The sequence below is a fragment of the Bacillus sp. FSL H8-0547 genome (assembly GCA_038002745.1).
Lineage (GTDB): Bacteria > Bacillota > Bacilli > Bacillales > Bacillaceae > Bacillus_P.
The window spans coordinates 1,223,530-1,247,185 of record JBBODD010000001.1; the positions used below are offsets into that span (position 1 = coordinate 1,223,530).

19 protein-coding genes are annotated in these 23,656 nt (G+C 45.7%); 7 read left to right on the forward strand and 12 right to left on the reverse strand.

Going from position 1 to position 23,656, the window contains the following annotated elements; translation table 11 throughout:
* Window positions 1-58: 58 nt before the first annotated feature.
* The 3 genes from MHB63_05925 to MHB63_05935 all read right to left on the reverse strand — a co-directional run bounded on the left by MHB63_05925 (window position 59) and on the right by MHB63_05935 (window position 7,387).
* On the reverse strand, window positions 59-1,591 hold the full coding sequence (locus MHB63_05925; protein ID MEK3806115.1) for a fumarate hydratase: 1,533 nt from the start codon (window positions 1,589-1,591) through the stop codon (window positions 59-61).
* 523 nt (window positions 1,592-2,114) lie between these two features.
* Window positions 2,115-6,344 (reverse strand): phosphodiester glycosidase family protein, encoded by a 4,230-nt coding sequence (locus MHB63_05930; GenBank protein ID MEK3806116.1) that lies wholly within the window; start codon window positions 6,342-6,344, stop codon window positions 2,115-2,117.
* An 851-nt stretch (window positions 6,345-7,195) separates the two neighbouring features.
* Complete coding sequence (locus MHB63_05935) at window positions 7,196-7,387, reverse strand: SE1561 family protein (protein ID MEK3806117.1); 192 nt, start codon at window positions 7,385-7,387, stop codon at window positions 7,196-7,198.
* Window positions 7,388-7,528: 141 nt separating this feature from the next.
* Between MHB63_05935 and yfkAB the strand changes: the two genes are divergently transcribed.
* Complete coding sequence (gene yfkAB / locus MHB63_05940; GenBank protein ID MEK3806118.1) at window positions 7,529-8,653, forward strand: radical SAM/CxCxxxxC motif protein YfkAB; 1,125 nt, start codon at window positions 7,529-7,531, stop codon at window positions 8,651-8,653.
* Window positions 8,654-8,683: 30 nt separating this feature from the next.
* Here yfkAB and MHB63_05945 read toward each other — a convergent pair whose 3' ends face one another.
* The 3 genes from MHB63_05945 to cax form a co-directional block, all read right to left on the reverse strand.
* Complete coding sequence (locus MHB63_05945; protein ID MEK3806119.1) at window positions 8,684-9,445, reverse strand: YfkD family protein; 762 nt, start codon at window positions 9,443-9,445, stop codon at window positions 8,684-8,686.
* Window positions 9,446-9,538: 93 nt separating this feature from the next.
* A complete protein-coding gene (locus MHB63_05950; protein ID MEK3806120.1) occupies window positions 9,539-10,147 on the reverse strand; it encodes a membrane protein in 609 nt (202 codons plus the stop codon).
* A gap of 163 nt (window positions 10,148-10,310) precedes the next feature.
* Window positions 10,311-11,363: a calcium/proton exchanger gene (cax, locus tag MHB63_05955; GenBank protein ID MEK3806121.1), complete on the reverse strand. Its 1,053-nt coding sequence runs from the start codon at window positions 11,361-11,363 to the stop codon at window positions 10,311-10,313.
* Window positions 11,364-11,489: 126 nt separating this feature from the next.
* Between cax and MHB63_05960 the strand changes: the two genes are divergently transcribed.
* Complete coding sequence (locus MHB63_05960; GenBank protein MEK3806122.1) at window positions 11,490-11,906, forward strand: pyridoxamine 5'-phosphate oxidase family protein; 417 nt, start codon at window positions 11,490-11,492, stop codon at window positions 11,904-11,906.
* Between the two features lie 27 nt (window positions 11,907-11,933).
* On the opposite strand, the gene MHB63_05965 is transcribed toward MHB63_05960, so the two are convergent.
* Window positions 11,934-12,317 carry an OsmC family protein gene (locus MHB63_05965; protein ID MEK3806123.1) on the reverse strand — a complete coding sequence of 128 codons (384 nt, stop codon included), beginning with the start codon at window positions 12,315-12,317 and terminating at the stop codon, window positions 11,934-11,936.
* A gap of 124 nt (window positions 12,318-12,441) precedes the next feature.
* Between MHB63_05965 and MHB63_05970 the strand changes: the two genes are divergently transcribed.
* Together MHB63_05970 and MHB63_05975 are read left to right on the forward strand one after the other, a co-directional pair.
* A complete protein-coding gene (locus MHB63_05970; GenBank protein MEK3806124.1) occupies window positions 12,442-13,602 on the forward strand; it encodes an MFS transporter in 1,161 nt (386 codons plus the stop codon).
* Between the two features lie 284 nt (window positions 13,603-13,886).
* Window positions 13,887-14,033, forward strand: coding sequence for a BH0509 family protein (locus tag MHB63_05975; protein ID MEK3806125.1), 147 nt, complete (start codon window positions 13,887-13,889; stop codon window positions 14,031-14,033).
* A gap of 254 nt (window positions 14,034-14,287) precedes the next feature.
* Here the strand turns inward: MHB63_05975 and MHB63_05980 are convergent, their stop codons facing one another.
* The 3 genes from MHB63_05980 to MHB63_05990 are packed head-to-tail and all read right to left on the reverse strand — an operon-like array spanning window position 14,288 to window position 15,936.
* The gene (locus MHB63_05980) at window positions 14,288-15,103 is read right to left on the reverse strand and encodes a YihY/virulence factor BrkB family protein (protein MEK3806126.1); all 816 of its coding nucleotides are present in this window, start codon (window positions 15,101-15,103) and stop codon (window positions 14,288-14,290) included.
* A 19-nt stretch (window positions 15,104-15,122) separates the two neighbouring features.
* Window positions 15,123-15,449: a YtxH domain-containing protein gene (locus MHB63_05985; protein MEK3806127.1), complete on the reverse strand. Its 327-nt coding sequence runs from the start codon at window positions 15,447-15,449 to the stop codon at window positions 15,123-15,125.
* On the reverse strand, window positions 15,442-15,936 hold the full coding sequence (locus MHB63_05990; GenBank protein ID MEK3806128.1) for a low molecular weight protein-tyrosine-phosphatase: 495 nt from the start codon (window positions 15,934-15,936) through the stop codon (window positions 15,442-15,444). The genes MHB63_05985 and MHB63_05990 overlap by 8 nt, the downstream gene beginning before the upstream one ends.
* A 183-nt stretch (window positions 15,937-16,119) precedes the next feature.
* Between MHB63_05990 and MHB63_05995 the strand changes: the two genes are divergently transcribed.
* Window positions 16,120-16,347 carry a DUF1128 domain-containing protein gene (locus tag MHB63_05995; GenBank protein ID MEK3806129.1) on the forward strand — a complete coding sequence of 76 codons (228 nt, stop codon included), beginning with the start codon at window positions 16,120-16,122 and terminating at the stop codon, window positions 16,345-16,347.
* A gap of 69 nt (window positions 16,348-16,416) precedes the next feature.
* Window positions 16,417-16,605 carry a hypothetical protein gene (locus tag MHB63_06000; GenBank protein ID MEK3806130.1) on the forward strand — a complete coding sequence of 63 codons (189 nt, stop codon included), beginning with the start codon at window positions 16,417-16,419 and terminating at the stop codon, window positions 16,603-16,605.
* 36 nt (window positions 16,606-16,641) lie between these two features.
* Here the strand turns inward: MHB63_06000 and MHB63_06005 are convergent, their stop codons facing one another.
* Window positions 16,642-17,157, reverse strand: a complete 516-nt coding sequence (locus MHB63_06005; protein MEK3806131.1) for a type 1 glutamine amidotransferase domain-containing protein — start codon at window positions 17,155-17,157, stop codon at window positions 16,642-16,644.
* Between the two features lie 316 nt (window positions 17,158-17,473).
* On the opposite strand from MHB63_06005, the gene MHB63_06010 reads away from it, so the two are divergent.
* Window positions 17,474-21,682, forward strand: a complete 4,209-nt coding sequence (locus tag MHB63_06010; GenBank protein ID MEK3806132.1) for a bifunctional 2',3'-cyclic-nucleotide 2'-phosphodiesterase/3'-nucleotidase — start codon at window positions 17,474-17,476, stop codon at window positions 21,680-21,682.
* Window positions 21,683-21,732: 50 nt separating this feature from the next.
* On the opposite strand, the gene MHB63_06015 is transcribed toward MHB63_06010, so the two are convergent.
* Window positions 21,733-23,007, reverse strand: a complete 1,275-nt coding sequence (locus MHB63_06015; GenBank protein ID MEK3806133.1) for a SidA/IucD/PvdA family monooxygenase — start codon at window positions 23,005-23,007, stop codon at window positions 21,733-21,735.
* Window positions 23,008-23,656: the final 649 nt, after the last annotated feature.

Sequence of the window (23,656 nt, forward strand, 5' to 3'; positions counted from 1 at the left end):
ACTGGGAATAATTATGTAATAAATGGAATACAAAAAGCCGGATTTCTCCGGCTTTTCATTAAATGAATACTGGTTCTTTAAATTGTGACAATTTTTCAAGAGACGATTGGTCAACATCCGCATGAAGGCTGTTTCCGTGGGAGTCCATCGTTACAACAGCTGTAAAGCCTTCTACCTTCAGGTGCCACATCGCTTCAGGAATTCCAAACTGCATAAGGTCTACGCCTTCAACAGATTTGATGCAGTCTGCATAGTACTGGGCAGCTCCGCCGATGGCATTAAGGTAAACGCCGCCGTGTTCATTCAGTGCTTTCAGTGTTTTCGGACCCATGCCGCCTTTTCCGATCACAGCGCGGATTCCGAATTTTTTCATGATGTCGCCCTGGTAAGGCTCTTCACGGATGCTTGTTGTCGGTCCGGCTGCTTTTACATGCCAGTTTTCATCCTCATCCTTCAGCATAACAGGTCCGCAGTGGTAAATGATCTGGCCGTTGAGATCCACAGGTGATTCGTTCGTTGAAAGGTACTTGTGGATGGCGTCGCGCCCTGTGTACATCATTCCGTTGATGCGGACAACATCTCCGACTCTAAGCTCGCGGATTTTTTCTTCTGTGATCGGCGCTTCAAGCACCACTTCACGCGGACTTTCTGCTGGCGCCTCTGCAGGCTCGTCGTCCTGGAGGTTCGGCCTGTCGCCTTCCTGGTACAGCCAGTCCTGAATCGCTCCGCTGCCGGCATCAATCGTGACGCCTAAACGGCGGTATGCCCAGCAGTTGTACGCAACAGAAACAAAAAAGCTTGCCGGAATCCGGTTCATCACGCCGACTTTACAGCCGAGAAGAGTCGCTTCCCCGCCAAAGCCCATTGTGCCGATGCCGAGCTTATTCGCTTTATCTACGATATATTCTTCGAGTCGCTGCAGATCCTGATTCGGATTCGTGTCATCCGCGCTTCTGAAAAGCTGATCCTTCGCAAGCTCATAGCCTGAAGTACGGTCTCCTCCGATGCCGACGCCGATGAAGCCTGCGCTGCAGCCCTGCCCCTGTGCCTGATACACGGAGTGAAGGATGCATTTGCGGATGCCGTCAAGGTCGCGTCCGGCTTTGCCGAGTCCGTCAAGCTCGCATGGAAGGCTGTACTGGATGTTTTTATTTTCACAGCCGCCGCCTTTTAAAATCAGGCGCGCGTCGATGTAGTCCTTTTCCCACTGCTCGAATTTGATGACAGGCGTGCCGAAGCCAAGGTTGTCCCCGCTGTTGTCGCCAGTCAGCGAGTCAACTGAATTCGGGCGCAGCTTTCCGTCCTTTGTTGCCTGTGCAATCGCGCGGTAGATGTCTTCTTTCATATTCAGCTGATTGGCTCCGACAGGAACCTTCAGTTTAAATGTAGGCAGTCCTGTATCCTGGCAAATCGGCGACACGTTCTCGTCCGCCATTTTGATATTCTCGGATATTGTCGCAAGGGACATCGCAGCGCGCGTGCCTGCGTTTTCCTGCTGCTTCGCTCTTAAAATCGCGCGGCGCACATCCTTCGGAAGCTTCGTTGATGTTTCCACGATCAGTTCATACATGCTTTCATAAAAACGATCCATCCTGTTTCTCCCCTTATTGTCTATAGAATTCGGTCAATTTTATTCAATTTTTATTATACTCCTTTGTGATTTGGTTGGAAAGGCTTTCAGTCTAGAAATGCGGAGGCTCCCGTTTAGCCCTGACAGGCAGAAAAGAAATCACCGGAAAAGTCCGGGTTTGACTTTTTCGGGGATTTCGTTCTGACGGAAGGGTTGGGAGGCGGAGCTGGACACCTCGAAAAGCGGAGCAGCCCGTTTAGCTCCGGGAGTCAGATAAGGAAACGGCGGAAAAGGCGCTTTTTGCCTTTACCGACGATTCCGTTCTGACAGAGGAGCTGGGTTGCGGAGCTAGACACCACGAAATTACCCGTTCCTTTCCGCTCCAGGAACTTGCTTTCCGCGGGGAGTGCCGGAAGCTTCCTCGCTGCGCTTGCGGGATCTTCCGTGCCCTCTTCATCCCGCAGGAGTCAAGTTCCTTCTGCTGCAATCCACTGGCGTTTCATTTAAAGACCAAAAACTGCCCGGCCAATGACCGGGCGATTTTCTATTTCTGTTTTTTAGGGAGGATATCAATCTCCATGCTTTTTTTGATATCAAGGTACTGATATGAAATGGTCAGGGTTCCGCTTTTCTTTGTTTTGATTTTGCCGTTTTTCCATTCTGCGAGGTCAGGAGGTGAAAGCTCCATGAAGAGCTTGTCCGGGTCCATGGCAAATCGGTTGCCGTCTTTGTCGATGGCGGTTGCTGTCAGGCGGATGTTCTTTCCTTCAATGACTGTTTCGTTATTTGGGTTGAGTTCAACGTTGACAGGCTTGATTGTGTTCGGGTCAACCACCGTTACTTTAATGGTGCTGCTTTTTCCTCCTGAAACGGCCGTGATGTTGGCTGTACCTGGCTTGATTGTCTGAATGGTTCCGTCCTGAAGTACTTTTACAGCTTTTTCGTTATCAGAGGTCCAGATTGTATGAACGTCTTCGAACGAGCTCAGGTTGACGAGATAGTTTCCGTAGATTTCCCTGAAATCACCGAAAAGGTTGAGTGTGCGTTCTGCACCTGCTGCCATTTTCATTTCGCGCTGTTCATTGAGGGCGTCATCGACGATGGATACGTCCGTCAGCAATGGATTAAATTTATAGTCCATTCCAGACTTCGTCACTTGAAGTACTCCGCTTCCCAGGATATTTCCTTTGTCGTTTGAGACATATCCTTTGCTTGCGCCGTTGCCTGTGATTGTGTAGTTGACGCCGTCTTTTTCCCATGACTGCAGGAGATGCAGGTGACCGAACAGCACTTGAACGTTCACGCCGGTGTTTTTCTTTTTATAGGCTCCGAGAATGTCTTCAAATTGCTTGGCATCAGCCGGGTTCATTTCGTGCTTCGTGCCGAAGTCATCTTTTGTCGTGTTGTGTGTCACGACAAGGACATTCTTCTTTTTATTTTCCTTAAGAAGCTTTTGAAGGTAATGGAACTGGGTAGAGTCTGATGCTGAAATGCTCTGTCCAAACGCACTGTTCAAGCTGATGATTAGTGTGTTTCCATATTCAAAATGGTAGGTTGGCGATCCAATGATGTCTGAGTAGAAATCAATGTTTCCCTGGAATGATTCATGATTTCCCGGTGTTGCGAAAAACGGTTTTTCTCCAAGCAGGGAAAGGTCGCTCACGGCTCTGTCCCATTCTGCCTGTGAAGAGGTATCCACGATGTCGCCTACATGCATCACGAAGTCTGTTTCTTCTTTTGCAGCCCGGTCAAACAAGCGTTTCGAGTACATGAACCCTTGTGTATCAGGCAGGACAGAAATGGAGAATTGATTGGCCTTTTCCGGCTGCTGAAGCTGCTTTGTTTCGAATTCTTTCACAAACGGCGTCATGACATTTCCGCTATTGTCTTTTGCTTCGATGATGAAGGAATGCTTTCCGTCTTTAATCGGCTTTTCAGGAACGGCATATGCCCAGCCCGTTTTTTCGTCGTAATGAACAGGAGCAGGTTTGCCGTCAATTTTCACAGCGATGCTGTTTTTCTTCACGCCGCTTTTTACATCTTTCAGTTTAAAAGTAATACGCGGTTCTGCTGTTTTCTCAACCGCTTTTCCTGTCGGCGTCACGTTTGAAAGAACCGGTTTTTCTATATCATCGCTCAAGTCTACTTTGATTGTTTTATCAACGGACGGAACAGATGCATTTCCGTTTGTATCGCGTGCTGAGGCTGTCAGATGATAGGTGCCCTCTGTCAGGTTTTCAGCTGCTGCTTCTACTTTTCCTGTTTCAGCATCATAGGTATGCGGAAGTTTTTCTCCGTTTAGCTTCACTTCGATCGATTCAGCATCTACACCCGATTCTTCATCTATCAGAAGGGAAGAAAACGCGATTTTGTTTTCATATACAGTATTTCCGGCAGGTGTGATCTCTTTGAAATCCGGACCGTTAAAGTCTTCTGTTTCGTTCGTGTAAATATAGCGCATGTGATCGATGTAAACACTGCCGCTGTAGTCAGGGATGCTTTTGTTCGTTTCGACAAAATAGAGATAGTTGAAAACGATCGGCAGCGCCCAGTCCTGCGGAAGCTCAACCTCAAGGTATTTCCAGCCGGTCCAGTCTACTTTCGGTGCAAGATCAAGCGTCTTGTTGACGCCGTTTGCTTTGAAAATCAGGCGTGCCCACGGCGCTTTTCCGTCACCGTGCACCCATACGCCGAATTTCTTCGGTCGGATGTCTGTTTTATACGTTTCATACATAGAATCAGCGAGCTCGTCCGGCCATGCTCCAGTTGCTGACTTGTACCAGTGTGGAATGACATTGATTGTACCGTTGTATTTGCGTTCCCATTTTTTTGAATCGTAATCCACACGCAGGCTGCTCTCTCCGAATTTCGCCTCGTCCCCGGACAGCTGATGTGTGCCGCCCATGAAGCCGGATACTTCATAGCCTTCTTTTGGATACGTTTCATAGTCATCGATGACTTGTTCTTTTAGCCCTATTAATAACTCAATCTGCCTTTCAATTGAGCCAAGCTTTGCCGTTACCGTTGTTCTTGTTCCCGCAGGTACATCTTCTCTTATTTGGATGGTGCCGTCTGGAGTGATTTCACCAAACTGGCTGTCAATCTCCCAGTCAATTGCATCTCCTGTGAGAATGACCTCTTTTCCGTCTTTCACTGCTTCAGCTTCCAGTTTCTTTTCCTCGCCTGGCTGGAGAATAACCGGTCCCTGATCGGCAAATTGGAAGTCATCCACCTGGTCGATGACCGTAACAGATGCCTGCCCGCTCACTCCGTTGATGACAGCTTCCACTTTATCTGTTCCTGCATGAGCAGGCGCTTTATAAAGACCCGTTTTATCAATGGTGCCCTTTGAAGCTTTCCACTGGATGGAGCGGCTTGCAATCATGACGGGGTTGCCGTTGCTGTCTGTTGCTTTTACGCCGAACGGGAAAGCCGCATTTTTGAAGATTGTCAGATTTTTTTCTACGATGACTTCGCCAATTTCACCTGTTTTAGTTGAATGATTGACAAAGAGAAGGCCGTTTGTGATCGATCTTGACTGCCCGTCACTCGGGCGATTGGCCGTTTCAAGCGCGCTTTTTCCTTTTGGCTGAACGAGCATTTCTGTCGATCCTCCGCCGTCAAGGCCAAGAGCAGAGACTGCACCATGCTCTTCCATGATCTCAGCCATTTCGACAAGCGTTACCCCCTGGCTTTTATCAAAAAGAGTACTCGGTTTATCAATGGTCATCGTGATGACCTTTTGCTCTGCTGTAATTCCGATGGCGGTTCTGGCGCTCTTAAGGTTAACGTGGCTGCCGTATTTGGACAGGAGCTCGTCTTTTGTAAGGGCCTTTCCGTCCTTAACAAGCCAGTTGTAGCCGCCTGTAGCCTCAGTAATATCATTTTTGAGGACTCTGTTTTCTCCCGTGAAAAGATCAAACTGGAAGGAGATGTCCATGCCTTCTTTTAATTCATTCCGGATCATTTCTGCTTTTGACCCGAATCCGGCAATGATGACACTGTCTGATGGAATATCAATGCTCTCATAAGCAGGGTAGATCTTTTCAATTTTTCCTGTGTAAGCCTGTCCTGCTTTGATGGCAGAAGCGTCCTTTACCTCTTTTACGACGGCCATGGCTCCATTTTTAATGAAATTCTCATTGCGGTCATCGAAGGTAAGGACTCCCTTCTGGTTTAACTTTGGTGTGAAAATGCCAAGCTTTTCTCCCGCGTTTTCATTGCGGTTCAGTGTATCAACCTTTACATTTTTGCCGCTGTAGGTCAGCGAGCCTCTCATTTCAACTTCTCCGATAAAAGGTTTCTTGTTTTGGTCAATTGCAAAAACAGGATGAAGAGCAACGCCTGAAGGATAGCTGTGATTGATAAGAAGATTGCGGTTTTGCACCTGGAGCGTCATATTGATGCCTGTCTGCATATTGAACATATCCGCATTCACGCCTGCAACAATGTCTTTTCCCTTGAATTCTTCTCGGGCAGCCTGTGACGGCAGAGTTTCTGCAGCAACAACTCGTTCAAGTGCTTTGGATGTGACAACGGATACATTCGGATTCGAAAGATCTGCCTCGAGAACATTCACTCTCTGGCTGTTTCCCGCTGTTCCCCCGAAATTCTCGATTTGCTTTTCAGTGTGTGTAATGCCTGAAGAAATCTGTTCCGCTTTTAACACTGTGCTTTTTTCTGACGGCACGGTATCTTCTCCGAGAACGGAAACCGGCTGAATCAGCAGCGTGCAGGCCATCAGCATGACGGCAAGCTTGTTTTTCCCTTTCATCTTGCACCTCCGGATAGTAGTATGTACTCTTCTATTCTAGAAGGTAATTGTTGATAGGATTTGGTATTTTTTTTAATGCTTGTAAATTTTTTAGGGCTAAAAGTACCGGTGAGTGTGGATTTAGTGTAAAGGGGTGAGGTATGGACTAGATAAAATAGAAGAAAATTACATTTGATTCAGGTCTTTGGGTTGGCAAAGGATGGAGGCTGTTTTGTTTTTTGTTTCTATGGTACCTTTTTTGCAATCTGCACCCGTTTCTTTCCTGCGGGTAGAGAGGAACAATCCCACTGGTTTTCTTTTGGTTGATGGTACTTATCCCGTATAACGGAACCATCAACAGAGAATTTCGTTTGGTTGGTGGTACTTATCGGAGAGAATGGAACCATCAGCAGAGGATTCTGTTTGGTTGATGGTACTTATCCCGAAGAACGGAACCATCAACAGAGGATTTCGTTTGGTTGGTGGTACTTATCGGAGAGAATGGAACCATCAACAGAGGATTTCGTTTGGTTGATGGTACTTATCGGAGAGAATGGAACCATCAACAGAGGATTTCGTTGGGTTGGTGGTACTTATCAGAGAGAACGGAACCATCAACAGAGGATTTCGTTTGGTTGATGGTACTTATCCCGTAGAACGGAACCATCAACAGAGGATTTCGTTTGGTTGATGGTACTTATCCCGTAGAATGGAACCATCAACAGAGGATTTCCGCTTTCTGAAGGGCACAATCCAAACGTTTTCGTGCCTGCATCCCGCAGTAGTCAAGTTCCTTCCGCTGCAATCCACTGGAGTTTAGCTAAGAAACAGAAAAACAAAAAGAACACCTTCATCAGGTGCTCTTTCAACATCTATTCTTTGTTCCAGTCTTTTTTAAACTGCTCCTGCTTAATTTCAAGTTCGTCCAGCATGTTTATTAAACGGTCGATATCTTCAAGGTCGGTTGATTCGGGATCCATGGAATCAATCACATTCATGAACATATTCAGCCGTGATTTTAAATATTGTAGTTGTGAGTCTTTATCATGAACGGCGTTGCCCAAGATGTATCTCTCCTTTCACTGTTACAGTTATCGTAGCTTATTCAAGGAACTTTGACAACCGCCCCTGAGCGCGAGGTGTTCCAAACTGACGGGTTCATGTTAGAATGTTCTTTATGTGAACTTGAAAAAGGAGTTTTATGAATGAATGCATCAGCTGTGAATCTGCTGCCAATTACCCCTTCTCATGATCCATGGGAAGCTTATTTAGATGTAAAACAATATGGAAAAATGACCCTTACGAATGTGGAGTTTACAACGACGACACTTTGCAACATGCGGTGTGAGCATTGCGCCGTAGGGTACACCCTTTCTCCAAAGGATCCCCAGGCACTTCCGCTCGAGCTTATTATAAAGCGGCTTGAAGAGGTTGAGACGCTCCGCTCCATCAGTATTACAGGCGGAGAGCCGATGCTATCCAGAAAATCCGTTGACCAGTATGTGCTTCCTCTATTAAAGTATGCCCGGGAACGCGGGGTGCGTACGCAAATAAATTCGAATTTGACGCTTGATCTTGCCAGGTTTGAAAAGATTGCCCCGTACCTTGATGTGCTGCATATCTCCCATAACTGGGGAACACTCGATGATTTCGCTGAAGGCGGTTTTGCAATGATGGAGAAAAAACCGTCTTACGCTCAGCGCACGGCTTATTTTGACCGGATTGTTGAAAACAGCCGGGCGCTTGTTGATGCCGGCATCATGGTCTCGGCAGAAACAATGCTGAACAAGCGGACGCTTCCTCATATCGAAAAGATCCATAAACAGATTACAGAGGATATGAAATGTCAGCGGCATGAGGTACATCCTATGTACCCATCTGACTTTGCGAGCACACTCGAAACGCTGTCTCTCGAAGAAACACGAGCTGCCATTCATCACCTGCTTGATATTCGAAACGAGGATGTCTGGATGCTGTTCGGCACACTGCCGTTTTACGCGTGCAGCACAAATGTTGAGGATACAGAGCTGATTAAAAGGCTTCGCGCCTCCAAAAATGTTACCGTGAGGAATGATCCCGACGGCCGTTCAAGACTGAATGTCAACATTTTCAATGGCGACATTATCGTAACGGATTTCGGCGATACGCCTGAGCTTGGGAACATTCAGCGAGACACCCTCCAGTCGGCCTATGACCGCTGGAATGACACAGAGCTTGCGCGCGGCCTGAACTGCCACTGTCCTGCCGTATCCTGTCTTGGCCCGAACCTGCTTGTGAAAAACGCCTATTACCCTGATGTGGATTTTCAGTCTAGAAAATCAGTGATTTAAACGCAAAAAGCGAGCCATTTGGCTCGCTTTTTATCGTGGCTGTTCAGAAACGGTAAAACCGAAGGAAGCGTGATCCTGTACAGGAATCCAGGCTCCAATTCCCTGTGATGTTACGTTTTGGACAACGATTTTGCGCTTGTTGCCTTTCAGCACTAAGTACACTTCGCCGTAAGTCACCTTGCCTTTTTCACTGACGGCAGGTGCGTAGGCGTTCAAATAGCCAAGGCGCTTAACCGGGACATTATAGACCTGGTCTTTCTTTGAACCTGTCCCAATGATGGTTTGAAAAGACAATGGAAGATTTGTTTTCTTCATCGCTTTGAGCAGCATCATCTTTTTCACGTCTTCCTCGTTCGGGATCCTCGCTGTCAGTCCGCCTTTGACCTGCTTTTGAGACTCCTGCTTGTAATGAATCTGAACGGCCGCTTTTCCGCCCCTGTTGTCAAAAAAGTTCGTGTTGATCTTTTGATATTCCCAGTTTACTGCGGTTTCGGACGACTCATAGTTCAGTGCCCACTGACCAAGAAAAATCGTTGCTCTGTAGCCGATTGCAAGTTTATTATCCGGAATCGATGATTCGTTTAAAAGACGAATCAGATTAGGATTTTCAATCGCTATTTTTGATGTATCGATTAACCCCTGTGTAAACTCGCTCGGCTGCAGATACGGAAGATCCTGAGTGGGATTCGGATACGTGTTTTCTTTTGAAATATCCAAAACCGAACTTGGTATCTTTGCTTTCGGTGCTGCAGACACAGAGCCTGAAAAACTGATTGATAAGAGCAAAGCCATTGAAACGAGCATCCATTTTCTCATTTCCTAAACCCCTTTCGGTTGCTTTCCCCTTATTGTTTTCAAGCCCTTATGTCTTTATCCAAACTTTCATTACGTTTTTGCGATCCACTTTCCAAGCACCGCATGTACCCTTGGATTGCAGAGCTGAATAAGCGGTCCAATCGCAAATGTGATAATGATGGTGCCAAGGCCGATCGGTCCTGCGAACAGGAGCGCTAGCAGCAAAGCGCCTACTTCACCGATCGTTTTTGCCGCCATCAGGCTGAGACCAAATTTTTCATGAAGCGTGAGCATCAGCTGGTCGATCGGATTTGCCGGAAAGTTAGTTTGAAGGTAGATGGAGACTCCGATCGCGATCAGGAAGATTCCTGAAAGGAGGATTCCCGCTCTGCCTGCAAAGCTCTGCATCTCAAATTCCTGAAAAACGCGCAGCATCCAGAAATCGACGAAAAAGCCGATCAGCAAAATAGTCATCACACCGAGCACTTTCGGCGCCTCGCGCATAATCAGCGCATTAAGGACAATAATCAGTATCCCGACGATAAAAATCCAGCTCCCGACCGTCAGGCCAATTTGATCTGTCAGCCCTACATTCAGCGCATCCCAGGCGCCGGCGCCAAGGTTTGCTTTAATCGTTAATGTCACCCCAAAGGCCAGAATAAAAAGACCGGCCGCAAAAAAAATCAACCGAAAAATCATGCTCCCCCAACTCCTTCATGTTCTATATGTATGTCCAGGCGGTCATTCTAAATAACTGAATATTTACAAATTTTAAACTATATGTTACCTTAGAGGTAATCGTTACAAATTGTTTCGTCCTACACATAAAAGACTCTGTGCCGCCTGCACAGAGTCTCTTTTTTTACAGAAGATAAAACCCGATGCCCATAATCAGGTAAGCTGCAAGCAACGTCGCCCCTTCAAACCAGTTCGTATCACCGTCATTGGTGATGGATATCGTCAGAAGTACAGCTGTAATCATGGAGATCAGTTCCGGCACTGTAAAAACAAGAGGCATTTTCTTTGTAAACAACAGTGAAATCAGGACGAGAACAGGCGCCACGAACATGGCCACCTGAAGCGTTGACCCGACGGCGATTTCGACTGCAACATTCATTTTATTTTTATAAGCCATAATGATCGCAGAAGCATGCTCTGCAGCATTTCCGACGATCGCTACGATGATGACCCCGATAAACAGTTCGCTCCAGCCGAATCTCTCTCCCACTGCTTCGAATGTATGTACAAGGCTTTCAGACACATAGGCAACAGCGGCGGTGGCAAGCAGGAGAATCAGCAGCGCCTTTTTCGCGGTCCACTCCGGCTCCTCATCATGTCCCGCTTCATCCGTCTCATGCTTGTAAACACCCCGGTGTGTGACAAGCTTGAAAAACAGCGCTGCTACATATAAAAGAATTAAAATGACGGATATTCCCACACTCAAGTTTAACGTCTTTGTCTCATCCATGTCCATCGAAAAAATCTCCGGAATGACAAAAGCGACAATCACTGCAAAGATCAGCAGCCCTGAATTATGCCTTGCATCATAAACGCTGAATTCCTGCCGTTTGTATTTTAATCCCCCTACAAAAAAAGAAAGACCGGCGACAAGCAGCAGGTTCCCAAGTACTGATCCAGTAAGTGATGCCAGCACAACCCCGATTAAACCAGCTTTTAAGGCGAAAATCGAAATGATCAGCTCAACGGCATTTCCAAACGTAGCGTTCAGCAGACCGCCGACTCTCGGCCCCGCTACAACAGCAAGACTCTCTGTTGCCCGACCCATATAGCCTGCAAGAGCAATAATGGTCAGGCAGTATACGGCAAACATGATGACTTCAGGCCAGTGCAGCAGCCGTCCAATAACCGAAAGCGGCACACCGGCCACAACGACGATAAAAAAGATTCGATTCACTTATTTCCCACCCTTCTTTGTCTTATTCTTCCTCTATTCGGCAAAAAAATAAGCCGGTCTCTTTTTCGCGTATGAAACCGGTAAATTGATGCAGATTAATGATAGATATGAAAGGAGTGGATAGTTATGAGCGATTCAAAACAAAGAGTCATTCAAATGCTCAAAGACCATAAAATCGGAACACTTGCGACCATTCGCGAGAACAAGCCATTCTCGAGATTTATGCTGTTTTTCCACGAAGATTTGACGTTGTACACGGCAACCAATAAAGAAACGCACAAAGCAGATGACATTGAAAGCAATCCGAATGTCCATGTTCTCTTGGGGCTTGAAGGCAGCGGATGGAACAATGAATACGCAGAGGTTGAGGGAACAGCATCTTTTGAAGAATCTGCCGAGCTAAAAAAGAAATTCTGGCAGGAGGATTTGAAAGAGTGGATTTCCGGTCCGGATGACCCGAATTATGTGCTGCTGAAGATTCAGCCTTCTTCGATCCGGTATTACCAAAAGGCAGGAAGCGAGCCTGAAGTCATCAAAATGTAAGCAAAAAGACCGTGCATGCGCACGGTCTTAGTTTTTGATTTCAAATGTTTCGGTGATCTCAATACTTCCCTCAACGGAACGCACCATCGGGCAATTTTTTCTTGCAAGTTTCACGGCCCCATCCACTTTTTCTTCTTTTAAATCATTTCCTTTGATGACGTAATGAATGGCAATGCTCTCAATGCGGTTTGCTTCCTCTTCGTTTCGTTTCACGGATGCCTGAATCGTGATATCCTCTACCTCAAGCCTTTTCTTGTCAAGAATTCCGCGAAGAACACCTCCGCTGCAGACAGCAATCGATGAGACCATCAGCTGATACGGACGGAACCCGTAGTCTTCGTTCCCTGCCACATGCAGTTCCCCGTATTCAAATTCTGCGGAAAAGCCAACTTCCCTCATTTTAAATTCCAATTGGATCATCCTCTCTTTTTTGCCATCATACTGAATTTTCTCGGGAGGAAAAAGAAATGTGCTTGTCTGCATGGAAAGATGCGTGTAACATTCAGGATGGAAAATCAAGTTAGGAGTCAACCTCATGTCAAAATTCAAATTTGCGATTTTAGTCAGCATTGTTGCCATCTCAGGCTTTTCTCAAGGAATGCTGCTGCCCCTGATTGCCGTTATTTTTGAAAAAGAAGGATATTCCTCCTCTTTAAACGGTCTACATGCGACAGGACTTTATATAGGGGTGCTGCTTGCGTCCCCATTCATGGAAGGACCTCTTAAGAAATTCGGCTTTAAGCCGCTGATCCTTGTCGGCGGACTCATGGTGGCGCTGAGCCTGTTCGGCTTTTTATGGTTTCAGTCCTTCTGGTTCTGGTTTTTGCTGAGGCTTTTAATTGGCGTTGGAGACCACATGCTCCATTTCTCCACCCAGACATGGATTACATCGATTTCATCCGAAGAACGGAGAGGTCGGAACATTTCGCTTTACGGCCTGTTTTTCGGACTTGGATTTGCGGCCGGACCGCTGATGGTCCCTCTTGCAGAAATCAATACGTCCCTGCCGTTTATCGTATCAGGCAGCATCAGTCTGATTGCCTGGGCATTCGTCTTTTTCCTGAGAAACGACTTTCCTGAGCATGATACAGGCTCAACCTCTTTCTTTGGAACAGCTAAACGATTTGCTAAAGCATCACGTATAGCGTGGGTTGCCTTCCTGCCGACTTTCGGATACGGATTTCTTGAAGCTTCTCTGAACGGCAACTACCCTGTATATGCTCTCAGAACTGGCATTGATGTCGCATCTGTATCCATTATCCTGACTTCGTTCGCCGTCGGCGCCATTCTTTTTCAGCTGCCGCTTGGCATGATCAGCGACCGGTATGGCAGAAGAAACACTCTTTTATTTGTCATGCTGTCCGGCTTCGCTGCATTTATGGCGGCAAGCTTTGCGGAAAGCCTTGTTCCGCTCATGATCTGCTTTTTCACTGCAGGCATGATGGTCGGATCGACATTTTCTCTAGGCATCAGTTTTATGGCTGACCTTCTGCCTAAAAACCTTTTGCCGGCGGGCAATCTGCTCTGCGGAATTTTCTTCAGCATCGGCAGCATATCCGGCCCTTTCCTAGGCGGGCTCTACATTGAAACCGTGGATTCAGCCAATTTCCTGCACGTCGTCAGCTTTATCCTGCTGCTTATTTTCATAACGCTCGCCTTTTACAGGCAGAAGAAGTTTGAACCTGTTAGTTCATAAGAAAAGCGGAAGCGCCCGTTTAGCTCCGATAGACAGATAAAAAATCACACGAAAAGTCCTATTTTGACTTTTTGGGGGATTTTGTTCTGGCAGAGGAGCTGGGTGCTGGAGCTAGACATCAATGTACAGAACAATATACTTTCTTAAACATAAATCAAACCGCCAATCAAAAAAATTGGCGGTTTTTTTAAAATATAGGTTGAACATTTTGAATTGTCTGTTATATAATAGCATTAACAAATACAAACTGTATCATAACAAACAAAAACAGGAGGATGAGTGAAATGAAAAGACAGGAACGCAAAAATATGATCGAGTTTATCGCTAAAATGAAGGATATCGAGTCAGAAACGCTTATGTACATGACAGATGAGGACATTGAGCATATCTATACATTGGCTTACCACTCTTACATTCAATGGAGTGAGTAATCAAAACACACCAAAAAAGCAAACCGCCCCATGCGGTTTGCTTTTTTATGTTAATGGTAGCCGTTCTGCCCGTTGGCACTTCCGCTTGTCTTGTTCTGCGGCTTGCTTTTCGAGCTTTGTTTTGTGTGGCTTCCGCCCTTTTTCGTATGCTTTGTCATGATTGGTCACCATCCCGGCTGTAGTTTGAAGACCTGGGTCTTCTCCATTACTGTCTCACTGACAGCCGGTGAGTATGAGTCACAATCACTGGAAAGCTACGTTTGTTTTTTCCGGGAATAAAGAACGGCATTCAGCTCACCGCCAAGCATAATGATCATGCCGGACAAGTAAAACCAGATCATCAAGACGATGATTCCCCCGAGGCTTCCGTAAGCGGCGCTGTAGTTTCCGAAGCTTGATACATAATAAGAGAAAGCAAACGAGACCACAGCCCATCCAACTGTTGCAAACACAGCACCCGGAAAAACATCCTTAATATGCAGCCGTTTATTCGGCGCAAAAAAGTACAGAGCGGTGAACACAATGAACAGAATGACGGCACTCACAAGCCATCTTGCCATGTTCCAAAACGCCAGAAAGGCATCTGACAGACCGAACACGGAAAAGAGAAAAACACCTAATTCTTTTCCGAAAACAGGAAGCAAAAGCGCAACAAGAATGACAAACACCATCGCGATGGTTAAAAGAATGGCCATTCCCCGTGCCACGATGAATGACCTGCTTTCTTCCACCTCATACGCACGGTTAAATGCGCGGACAATGGCATTGATTCCGTTTGACGCCGACCAAAGAGTGGCCAGGATCCCAAAGGAGAGCAATCCCCCGCTAGATCCAGCCACGATTTCAGTCAGAGTCCTCTCAATCAGCTTGATTGATTCCCCCGGTGCATACTGCGCGAGGAAATTCAGCAGATCATCCTGGGACAGAGGTAAAAAAGCAATCAATGTAATTAAAAAGATTAAAAACGGAAAGAGAGACAGCAGAAAAAAGTACGCAAGCTCTGCTGAGAGGCCAATCAGCTCGTCTTTTGAAAAACGCCTGATCAGACTTCTGATGATGGATTCGTTCACATGCTGCACGCTCCTCCGCTTATTTATCCGTCAGAAACCTTTCTTTTGTTTCTTCAATCATTTGGAGTACCTGCGGAGTTGTTTCCTTCAGTTCATTGATTTTTTCATTAATAAAATCAATATCGTCTTTCGCTTCCTGCACAACGGCCCTCGCCTTGTCAATCTGCTCTTTAATCTCTTCAGTCAGGAGCGACGGGTTTTCAATGTAGACAGCTGTTTTATCCTTCAGCGCGATTCCCTGCCGGACAAACTGATCTCTTGTGGGCTTGTGCAAGAGAGTAATGGCTCCTCCGATTGCTGCACCTGCAAAAACACCTTTTAAAAACAAACTGTTCGATTCACTCATCAATATCCCCCGCTTCTTTTAAATGATGATCTTCCATAATCCGGTCTAACAAAAGCCTGCAGCCGTTATAAACCATGTCATACACCTCTTCAAAATTATCGGTGTAATACGGATCCGGCACATCCGCAATATCCGAATCCGGCACAAAATCCATCAGCCGGCCGACGTATCCTGTCTTAGAATAACCGGCAAGCCTTCTGAGAAAACCCAGATTTTCATTATCCATCGCGATAATATAATCGCTTTCCGTCAAGTCCGCCATTGAAACCTGTCTTGCAGCGATTCCTTCAAAGCTGATCTGATTTTCTTCAAGCATACGCCTTGTGCCTTCGTGGGGCCCCTTCCCGATGTGCCAGTTTCCTGTGCCTGCGGAATCAGCGGAAATAAGCCCGCTCAAGCCTTCCTTTTCGATTAAATGTCTCATGATGCCTTCTGCCATCGGCGAACGGCATATATTCCCTAAACAAACAAATACTACTTTAATCATCAATATCCTCCCGGGTGATGTCCATAAACCGCACGTTATTTTATATGTATGAGTGTACATGCCGCCTTTATGGTACTTTTCTCTATTCTTTCATAAGTGATTCAAGAATAAGCATCTTTCATCCATATAAAACATGTTACAATAAATCATACTTACACTGGCAAGCTGAAAGGATGAATCCATTTGAATAATCTGTCTGAAAAATCGGTTGAAAACGTAGAATTTATGATTGAGCAAATTAAAGAAAAGCTTCGCGTCATCAATATCGGCGCCATCAAGCCTTCTCATTTTGACGAGGAAATGTACGAAGAACTGAAAGACATATATGATCATGTCATGAAAAAGAACACGTTCTCGCCGAATGAAATGCAGGCGATCGTTGAAGAGCTCGGCAACCTCCGCAAAGTATAAGCTCCTGCGAAGAAAAAGATTCTAAAGCCAGTCCCCTTTTGCATATATGTGTAAAAAGGGGGCTGAATCATGGCTGCAATGTGGTGGCTTGCAACAATCATGCTGTTTTTATTATTGGTCGTCTGTATCATTTTTGTCATAGTAGCATTAAAATCGGCCATTCATACAGAGGACGCCGTTACGATTGATCCTCTTCCTGACGCGGGGGATTCAGAAGAAACTCCTCCTGAAAAAGAAGAATCTGAAGACAAGAAATAACCCGGTGCGTTTTTTACGCCCGGGCTGTTTTTTTTATTATTTTAAAAGGTTCAGCGATTCACGTGTGAATGCCGGCAGATCATCCGGTGTACGGCTTGTGACAAGCTGATTGCCGCATACGACAACCTCTTTGTCATGGAAGTTCGCACCTGCATTTTTCAAATCAACGGCAATGGATGTGTAGCCTGTTGCATCACGTCCGTTCAGCGTCTCAGCTGTAATGAGAAGCTGCGGGCCGTGGCAGATGGCAAACACAGGTTTTTTCTCATCCATGAATGCTTTGGCGAACGTTACAAATTTATCGTCTGCACGGAGGATATCCGGTGAGAAACCTCCTGGAATGAACAGTGCATCAAAATCTTCCGGTTTTACATCATCAATGGACGCATCCACCTTAACAGATTCCTGTCCCTGTTTTCCCTTCACTGTTTTACCTTTTTCATTTTCAATAACTGTCAGCGTATGTCCTGCTTCCTTGAATGCTTTTGCAGGATCTGTGTATTCAGAGTCCTCAAAATGATCGGTCATAACTACTGCGATTTTTTTACTCATCGTTTAGAACCCTCCTATTTGATTGACAGTGTATAAATTACCCTTTTACTAAAAAAATAAAACACACGATGCTTTTGTCGATTGATGGAGCAGATTCCTTTCCGCTTCTAAGACTAATGACCTGCCTTCTTTTAAAAAACACAGTCATCTCCTCTTAAAACAGGGCCATCCTCCTGCAAAACTCTTCCATTTTTAAATCTTTTGTTCTCCTATTATTTACGTTAATTTAACAATATTAGACAAAATACTCATAGCTTTATAGACAGATTATTTATAAAATTTAACTGTTGCGAAAATTTCCGAAAGGTGGATGTTTGTGAAAAGTAAACCGAATACAGTCAGTAAGAAATTCCTGCACTCATTTGCTGCTTCTCTCGTTTTTTTAAGTATTCTTCCCTTCTCTGCCCCAAAAGCTTCAGCCGAGGTGACGGCGGCAGTCGATCTTCGCCTGATTGAAACAACCGATATTCACGCTCACATCATGGATTATGACTATTATTCGGATAAAGAAACCGCTTCATACGGGCTCGCCAGAACAGCTGTCCTGATTGATCAGTACAGAAGCTCTGCCAAAAACAGCATCCTTGTCGATAACGGAGATCTGATCCAGGGAAATCCGCTCGGAGAATATGTTTTCAAAAATCTTGGCGCAGAGATTGCGGCCGGCACGAAAACAAACCCGATATTCGATGCGCTCGGCACGCTTGACTACGATGCGGGCACACTTGGAAACCATGAATTCAACTACGGTCTTGAGTATCTGAAAGGATCGCTTAAGAATACGAATTTTCCTGTCGTAAGCGCGAACGTTTACGATGCTGCAACAAACGAGCCGTACTTTAAGCAGTACGATATTCAGGAAAAAGAACTGATCGATGCAAACGGCAATAAACATCTTGTCAAGATTGGCTACACAGGCTTTGTTCCGCCGCAAATAAACGTTTGGGACAAAAAGCATCTTGAAGGAAAAGTAGTGACAAAGGATATTGTCGAAACAGCAAACAAAGTCATTCCTGAAATGAAAGCCCAGGGCGCTGACCTGATTGTCGTCATGGCTCACTCCGGGATTGAAACAGCTTCAAGTTCTGCAGGCTCTGAAAACATGGTTTTCGACCTGGCTAAAGAAGTGAAAGACATTGACGCCATCGTATCAGGCCATCAGCACGGCATCTTCCCCGGCGACAAAAAATATGACGGCATCGCTTCTATTGATAATGTAAAAGGAACGGTAAACGGCGTGCCTGTTGTCATGCCTAAAAACTGGGGCAGTCATCTAGGGGTAATTGACCTGAAGCTCACTGAGCAAAACGGCGACTGGTCGGTAGCAGACTCACAGTCAAAGGCCGTGCCGATCACTACGGTCTCAGCAAAAGATCAAAAAATTGCCGCATCTATTAAAGATGTCCACGAAAAAACGCTTGAATACGTAAGAAAGCCGGTCGGAACAACAGAAGCCCCGATTAACAGCTTCTTTGCGCTTGTTCAGGACGACCCGTCTGTCCAGATCGTCAACGATGCCCAGATGTGGTATGCGAAAAAGGTTGCCGAGCAGAACCCGGCTCTTCAGAACCTGCCGATTCTCTCAGCAGCAGCACCGTTTAAATCAGGCGGCCGAAACGGCGTTGACTACTATACAAATATTGCAAAAGGAAGTCTCGCCATCAAGAACATCGGCGACCTCTACCTCTACGACAATACGGTACAGATTGTTAAGCTTAAAGGATCACAAGTAAAAGAATGGCTCGAAATGTCAGCCGGACAGTTCAATCAAATTGATCCTGCAAAAGAAGGCGAGCAGCCTCTTTTAGACACGAACTTCAGATCTTATAATTTTGATGTGATCGATGGTGTCACGTATCAGATTGATGTGACAAAGCCTGCTAAGTACAATGCAGACGGAAAGATTGTCAATCCGGATTCAAGCAGAATCATCAACTTCAAATATGAAGGCAAAGACGTAAACCCGGAGCAGGAATTTTTAATTGTCACAAATAACTACCGCGCTTCAGGCGGAGGCGGGTTCCCGAACATGAAGGCTGAAAACATTGCCTACATTTCTGCAGACGAAAACCGCCAGGCTCTGATGAATTACATTTCGGAAGAAAAAACAATCAACCCTTCTGCCGACGGCAACTGGTCGATTGCACCTGTAGAAGGCAATGCACAAGCTGTATTTACTTCAACACCTGCTGCAAAAGACCTTGCTGAGCAAACACCGAATATCCGTTATGCGGGTGAAGCAGCCGACGGCTTTGCCAAATATACGATTGATTTAAAAGGCGGCACAACAGCTCCTCCAACAGACAGCTGGAAACTGACGGTCATGCATACAAATGATACGCACGCTCATCTTGACGATGTGGCGCGCCGCGTGACAAAGGTAAAAGAAGTCCGCGCTGCAGAAGAAAACAGCATCCTTCTTGACGCAGGCGATGTTTTCTCAGGAGATCTCTATTTTACAAGATGGAACGGCCTTGCCGACGTTGAGTTTATGAACATGATGCAGTACGATGCCATGACGTTCGGTAACCATGAGTTTGACAAAGGTCCGGATGCCTTAAGAGCATTTATTGAAAAAGCCAAATTCCCGATCGTCAGCTCGAACGTGGATGTAAGCAAGGAACCGAAATTAAGCGATTTGGTTAAATCGCCAAGCGACTATCCTTCAGTAAAAGAAAGCGCGATTTATCCTTACATCGTTCTTGATGTTAACGGTGAAAAAGTGGCTGTTTACGGCCTGACGACAGAGGATTCGCCTGAAGCATCAAGCCCAGGCGAGAATATCGTTTTTAAAGACGCAGTGAAAACCTCTGAAGAAACAGTGAAAACAATTGAAGAAACCGAAAAGGTGGACAAGATTATTGCATTAACCCACCTCGGGTACCAGAAAGACCTTGAGCTTGCCGAAAAAGTAGAAGGCATTGACGTCATCATCGGCGGACACACGCATACCCTTGTGGATACGTTAAAAGTAGTTGATGAAGACCAAACGCCGACCATCGTTGCCCAGGTTCAGGATTATGGAAAATTCTTAGGAAAGCTTGATGTCGCGTTTAATGACGAGGGAGTTGTTCTCCCTGAAGAATCAGCGATCGAGCTGATTGCGATTGATGAAACAGTAGAAGAAGACCCGGAAGCAAAAGCTCTGCTTGACGGATACAAAGAAGAGATCAACAGCTTTAAAGATAAAGTTGTCGGACATACAAAAACGGTACTTGACGGAAAACGCGAAAATGTCCGTTCAAAAGAAACAAACCTTGGAAATCTCATTGCAGACGGCATGCTTGCTAAAGCAAAAGAAGCAAAAGGCGCACAGCTTGCCATCACAAACGGCGGAGGCATCCGTGAGTCCATTAACGAAGGCGACATCACTCTCGGTGAAGTTCTGACCGTGATGCCATTTGGAAATACACTGTTTGTCCTGGATGTAACAGGTGAACAAATTGTCGCTGCACTCGAACACGGCGTGAGCGCTGTTGAAGAAGGCAAAGGACAGTTCCCTCAAGTTGCAGGCGTAACTTTTGCTTTCTCTAAAGGAATGCCTGCTGGCGAACGCATTATGAATGTACAAGTTCAAAACGAAGACGGCTCTTACTCTCCTATTGAACTGAATAAAACGTACAGAGTCGCGACAAACGGCTTCATGGGAGCCGGCGGAGACGGATATGACGTCTTCAAGGAAGCAACTTATGCAGAGGATCTTTTCTTCGTAGACTACGAAGTCTTCCTTGAGCAGCTGGAAGAAAAAGAGTCCGTTAACCCTGAAATCGAAGGCCGCATTATGGAATACTTCACGCCGACAATTGAGGAAAAAGACGGTAAAGCGTTTGTGACGTTTGATGACACGTTTATTCCATACATCGAGCACACAAATGATGTGCTGATCAATCTTTTCGGCACCTCTGAATTTGCTTCAGTTGAAATGACATTTACTGCAGACCAAATGACCGCTCTGAAAGCAAAAGAGGAAAGCCTGTCCTTCAACAATGAGGCAATAGGTCTTGACATCCCGCTTTCAAATCTGGATGAGAAAGAAACCATCATTTCTTTCGCAAAAACAGAAAAAGTGGAAGATGCCCTGACAGACACATATGACTTCGCCATCACTCAGGACGGGAAAAACGTAAAGAAATTTAAAGAAGAAATCGGTATTGCTTTCTTTGTTGAAAATGCCGAGAATCCAAGAGTCTATTATGTAGACCGCAAAAAAGAAGAACTGACCGAGCTTGAAGGATCTTATGAAGACGGTGCAGTATTTGGCTATACAGACCACTTCAGCGAGTTTACGGTTCTTGAATCAGCTGATTCCGGCGAAAACCCAGGGGAAAAACCGGGGAACGGAAATAATCCAGGCAGCGGAGAAAACCCCGGAAACGGCAAGGGTGCTGATAAAGGAAACAACAACGGAAACGGCCTTCCGCATACAGCAACAAGTTCATTCAACATCCTTCTTACGGGTGTTGGGATCCTGATTGCAGGAAGCGTATTTTACATCATTCAGCGCAGAAGGCTGAACAGCAAGTAATCGTCTTATGAGGAAAAGTCCCTTCCCGGGTGCGGGAAGGGACTTTCTTTTTATGGCGTAAACTGCTGAAAGACGTTTTTGCCCTGATCTTTAAAATGTTCTTTGGCTAGAATCGAGTTGATGATCTTCATGTTCCGGTCAACTGAAAGCGCGAGATTTGTTGCCCCTGTCCCGTGAGAGTGTTCAAGGTTTGTAAGAGTGTAGATTTGTTCTTTCCTGCCGTCCTTAAAGGCAAGCCGGAAATCCTTTTCAACTTTGAACAGCTTTTCATCCTCCCACATGATCTCATCCTTCATAGCCTCAATCCACTCCGGGATATTCGGCTTAAAGCCTGTCGCAAATACAATCCCTTCTGTCCCATGATCAAAGCTTGTATCGCTTTGCCACTGATGGCATTTGAGAATATATTTTTCACCGTCCGGTTTCAAATCGTTCACATCTGTCAGCGGCATGATCTTCACGCGCGCATCTTTTCCATGAATGGAACGGTGATACAGCAGGTCATAGATGGAAACAAGCGTCGTTTTATCCACGCCGTTCCTAAGCTGTTCAAGCTCCGGAAGCGCCTTCTGCCTCTGCTCAAACGACAGGTCGTGGAAATAGGAGACAAAATCCGGTGAAAATACTTCCTGGCCGAGCTTGGCAGATTCCAGCTGAGTGAAGCCTGCCGATCTCGTAAACCAGCTGAGCTCATAATCGAACAGATCCTGAGACTGGAGAAGATCAAGAAAAATCTCTGCGGCGCTTTGGCCGGAACCGATGACGGTAATGGATTTTTTCTTCTTTAACGACTCCTGCTTGAACATATAGTTACTGGAATGAAAGACATCCTCTCCAAGCTCAGTGTCAAACGGGAGCAGCGGGATGCTTCCGGTGCCCATGACCACGTGCCTTGTTTGATATACCTCGGTGCCTTCCTTGCTTTTGACACGTACTTCATAATGCGGGGTTGCCCCTTTTTTGTATTCAACATGTGTCACGCACGAACCGAACCGGCAGCTCTCGATCTCTTTTGCCGCCCACGCCGCGTACTCACTGTATTCTCTCCTCGGTATATCAAACCGGTTAAAAAAGTAAAAAGGATAAAGCCTGTTATGTACATGAAGATAGTTTATAAAAGTATATTTGCTCCTTGGATTGCAGAACGTCACAAGATCTGCAAGAAACGGCACCTGCAGATCCGTCCCCTCGATAAGCATGCCGGGATGCCAGACAAACTCATCCGTTTTATCAAAAAAGACCGCTTCAATCTCAGGCAGATCCTCCAAAATGGCCGCCATGCCAAGGTTATATGGACCAATCCCAATCCCAATCAAATCGTACACTGTCTCACCTGCTTTTCTCATAATTGCTCCTGAATCTATACCCCTACTTTCCCCAGAATAATCCGTTTTAAGCAGACTGGGGTGAACCAGGAGATTCTCCCTTTTGATGGTTCTATTCCTCCGGATAAGTGCCATCATCCTGTGGATTCTTCTTTTTTGATGGTTCTATTCTTCTGAATCAGTGCCATCAACCTGTGGATTCTTCTTTTTGGTGGTTCTATTCTTCTGGATCAGTGCCATCAAACTGAGGATTCTTCTTTTTGGTGGTTCTATTCTTCTATATAAGTGCCATCAAACTGAGGATTCTTCTATTTGGGTGGTTCTATTCTTCCGGATCAGTGCCATCAACCCGAGCATTCTTCTTTTTGATGGTTCCATTCTTCCGGATAAGTGCCATCAACCTGTGGATTCTTCTTTTTGGTGGTTCTGTTCTTCTGGATAAGTGCCATCAACCTGTGGATTCTTCTTTTTGGTGGTTCTATTCTTCCGGATCAATGCCATCAACCTGTGGATTCTTATTTTTGGTGGTTCTGTTCTTCCGGATCAGTGCCATCAACCTGTGGATTCTTATTTTTGATGGTTCTATTCTTCCGGATAAGTGCCATCAACCTGTGGATTCTTCTTTTTGGTGGTTCTATTCTTCTATATA

Coding starts and splice junctions, on each gene's coding strand:
- MHB63_05945 (MEK3806119.1), bottom strand. CDS start 9,445: ATGGCTTTGCTCTTATCAATCAGTTTTTCAGGCTCTGTGTCTGCAGCA.
- yfkAB (MEK3806118.1), top strand. CDS start 7,529: ATGAATGCATCAGCTGTGAATCTGCTGCCAATTACCCCTTCTCATGAT.
- MHB63_05930 (MEK3806116.1), bottom strand. CDS start 6,344: ATGAAAGGGAAAAACAAGCTTGCCGTCATGCTGATGGCCTGCACGCTG.
- MHB63_06005 (MEK3806131.1), bottom strand. CDS start 17,157: ATGAGTAAAAAAATCGCAGTAGTTATGACCGATCATTTTGAGGACTCT.
- MHB63_06000 (MEK3806130.1), top strand. CDS start 16,417: ATGGCTGCAATGTGGTGGCTTGCAACAATCATGCTGTTTTTATTATTG.
- MHB63_05950 (MEK3806120.1), bottom strand. CDS start 10,147: ATGATTTTTCGGTTGATTTTTTTTGCGGCCGGTCTTTTTATTCTGGCC.
- MHB63_05990 (MEK3806128.1), bottom strand. CDS start 15,936: ATGATTAAAGTAGTATTTGTTTGTTTAGGGAATATATGCCGTTCGCCG.
- MHB63_05985 (MEK3806127.1), bottom strand. CDS start 15,449: ATGAGTGAATCGAACAGTTTGTTTTTAAAAGGTGTTTTTGCAGGTGCA.
- MHB63_05975 (MEK3806125.1), top strand. CDS start 13,887: ATGAAAAGACAGGAACGCAAAAATATGATCGAGTTTATCGCTAAAATG.
- MHB63_05970 (MEK3806124.1), top strand. CDS start 12,442: ATGTCAAAATTCAAATTTGCGATTTTAGTCAGCATTGTTGCCATCTCA.
- MHB63_05925 (MEK3806115.1), bottom strand. CDS start 1,591: ATGGATCGTTTTTATGAAAGCATGTATGAACTGATCGTGGAAACATCA.
- MHB63_05960 (MEK3806122.1), top strand. CDS start 11,490: ATGAGCGATTCAAAACAAAGAGTCATTCAAATGCTCAAAGACCATAAA.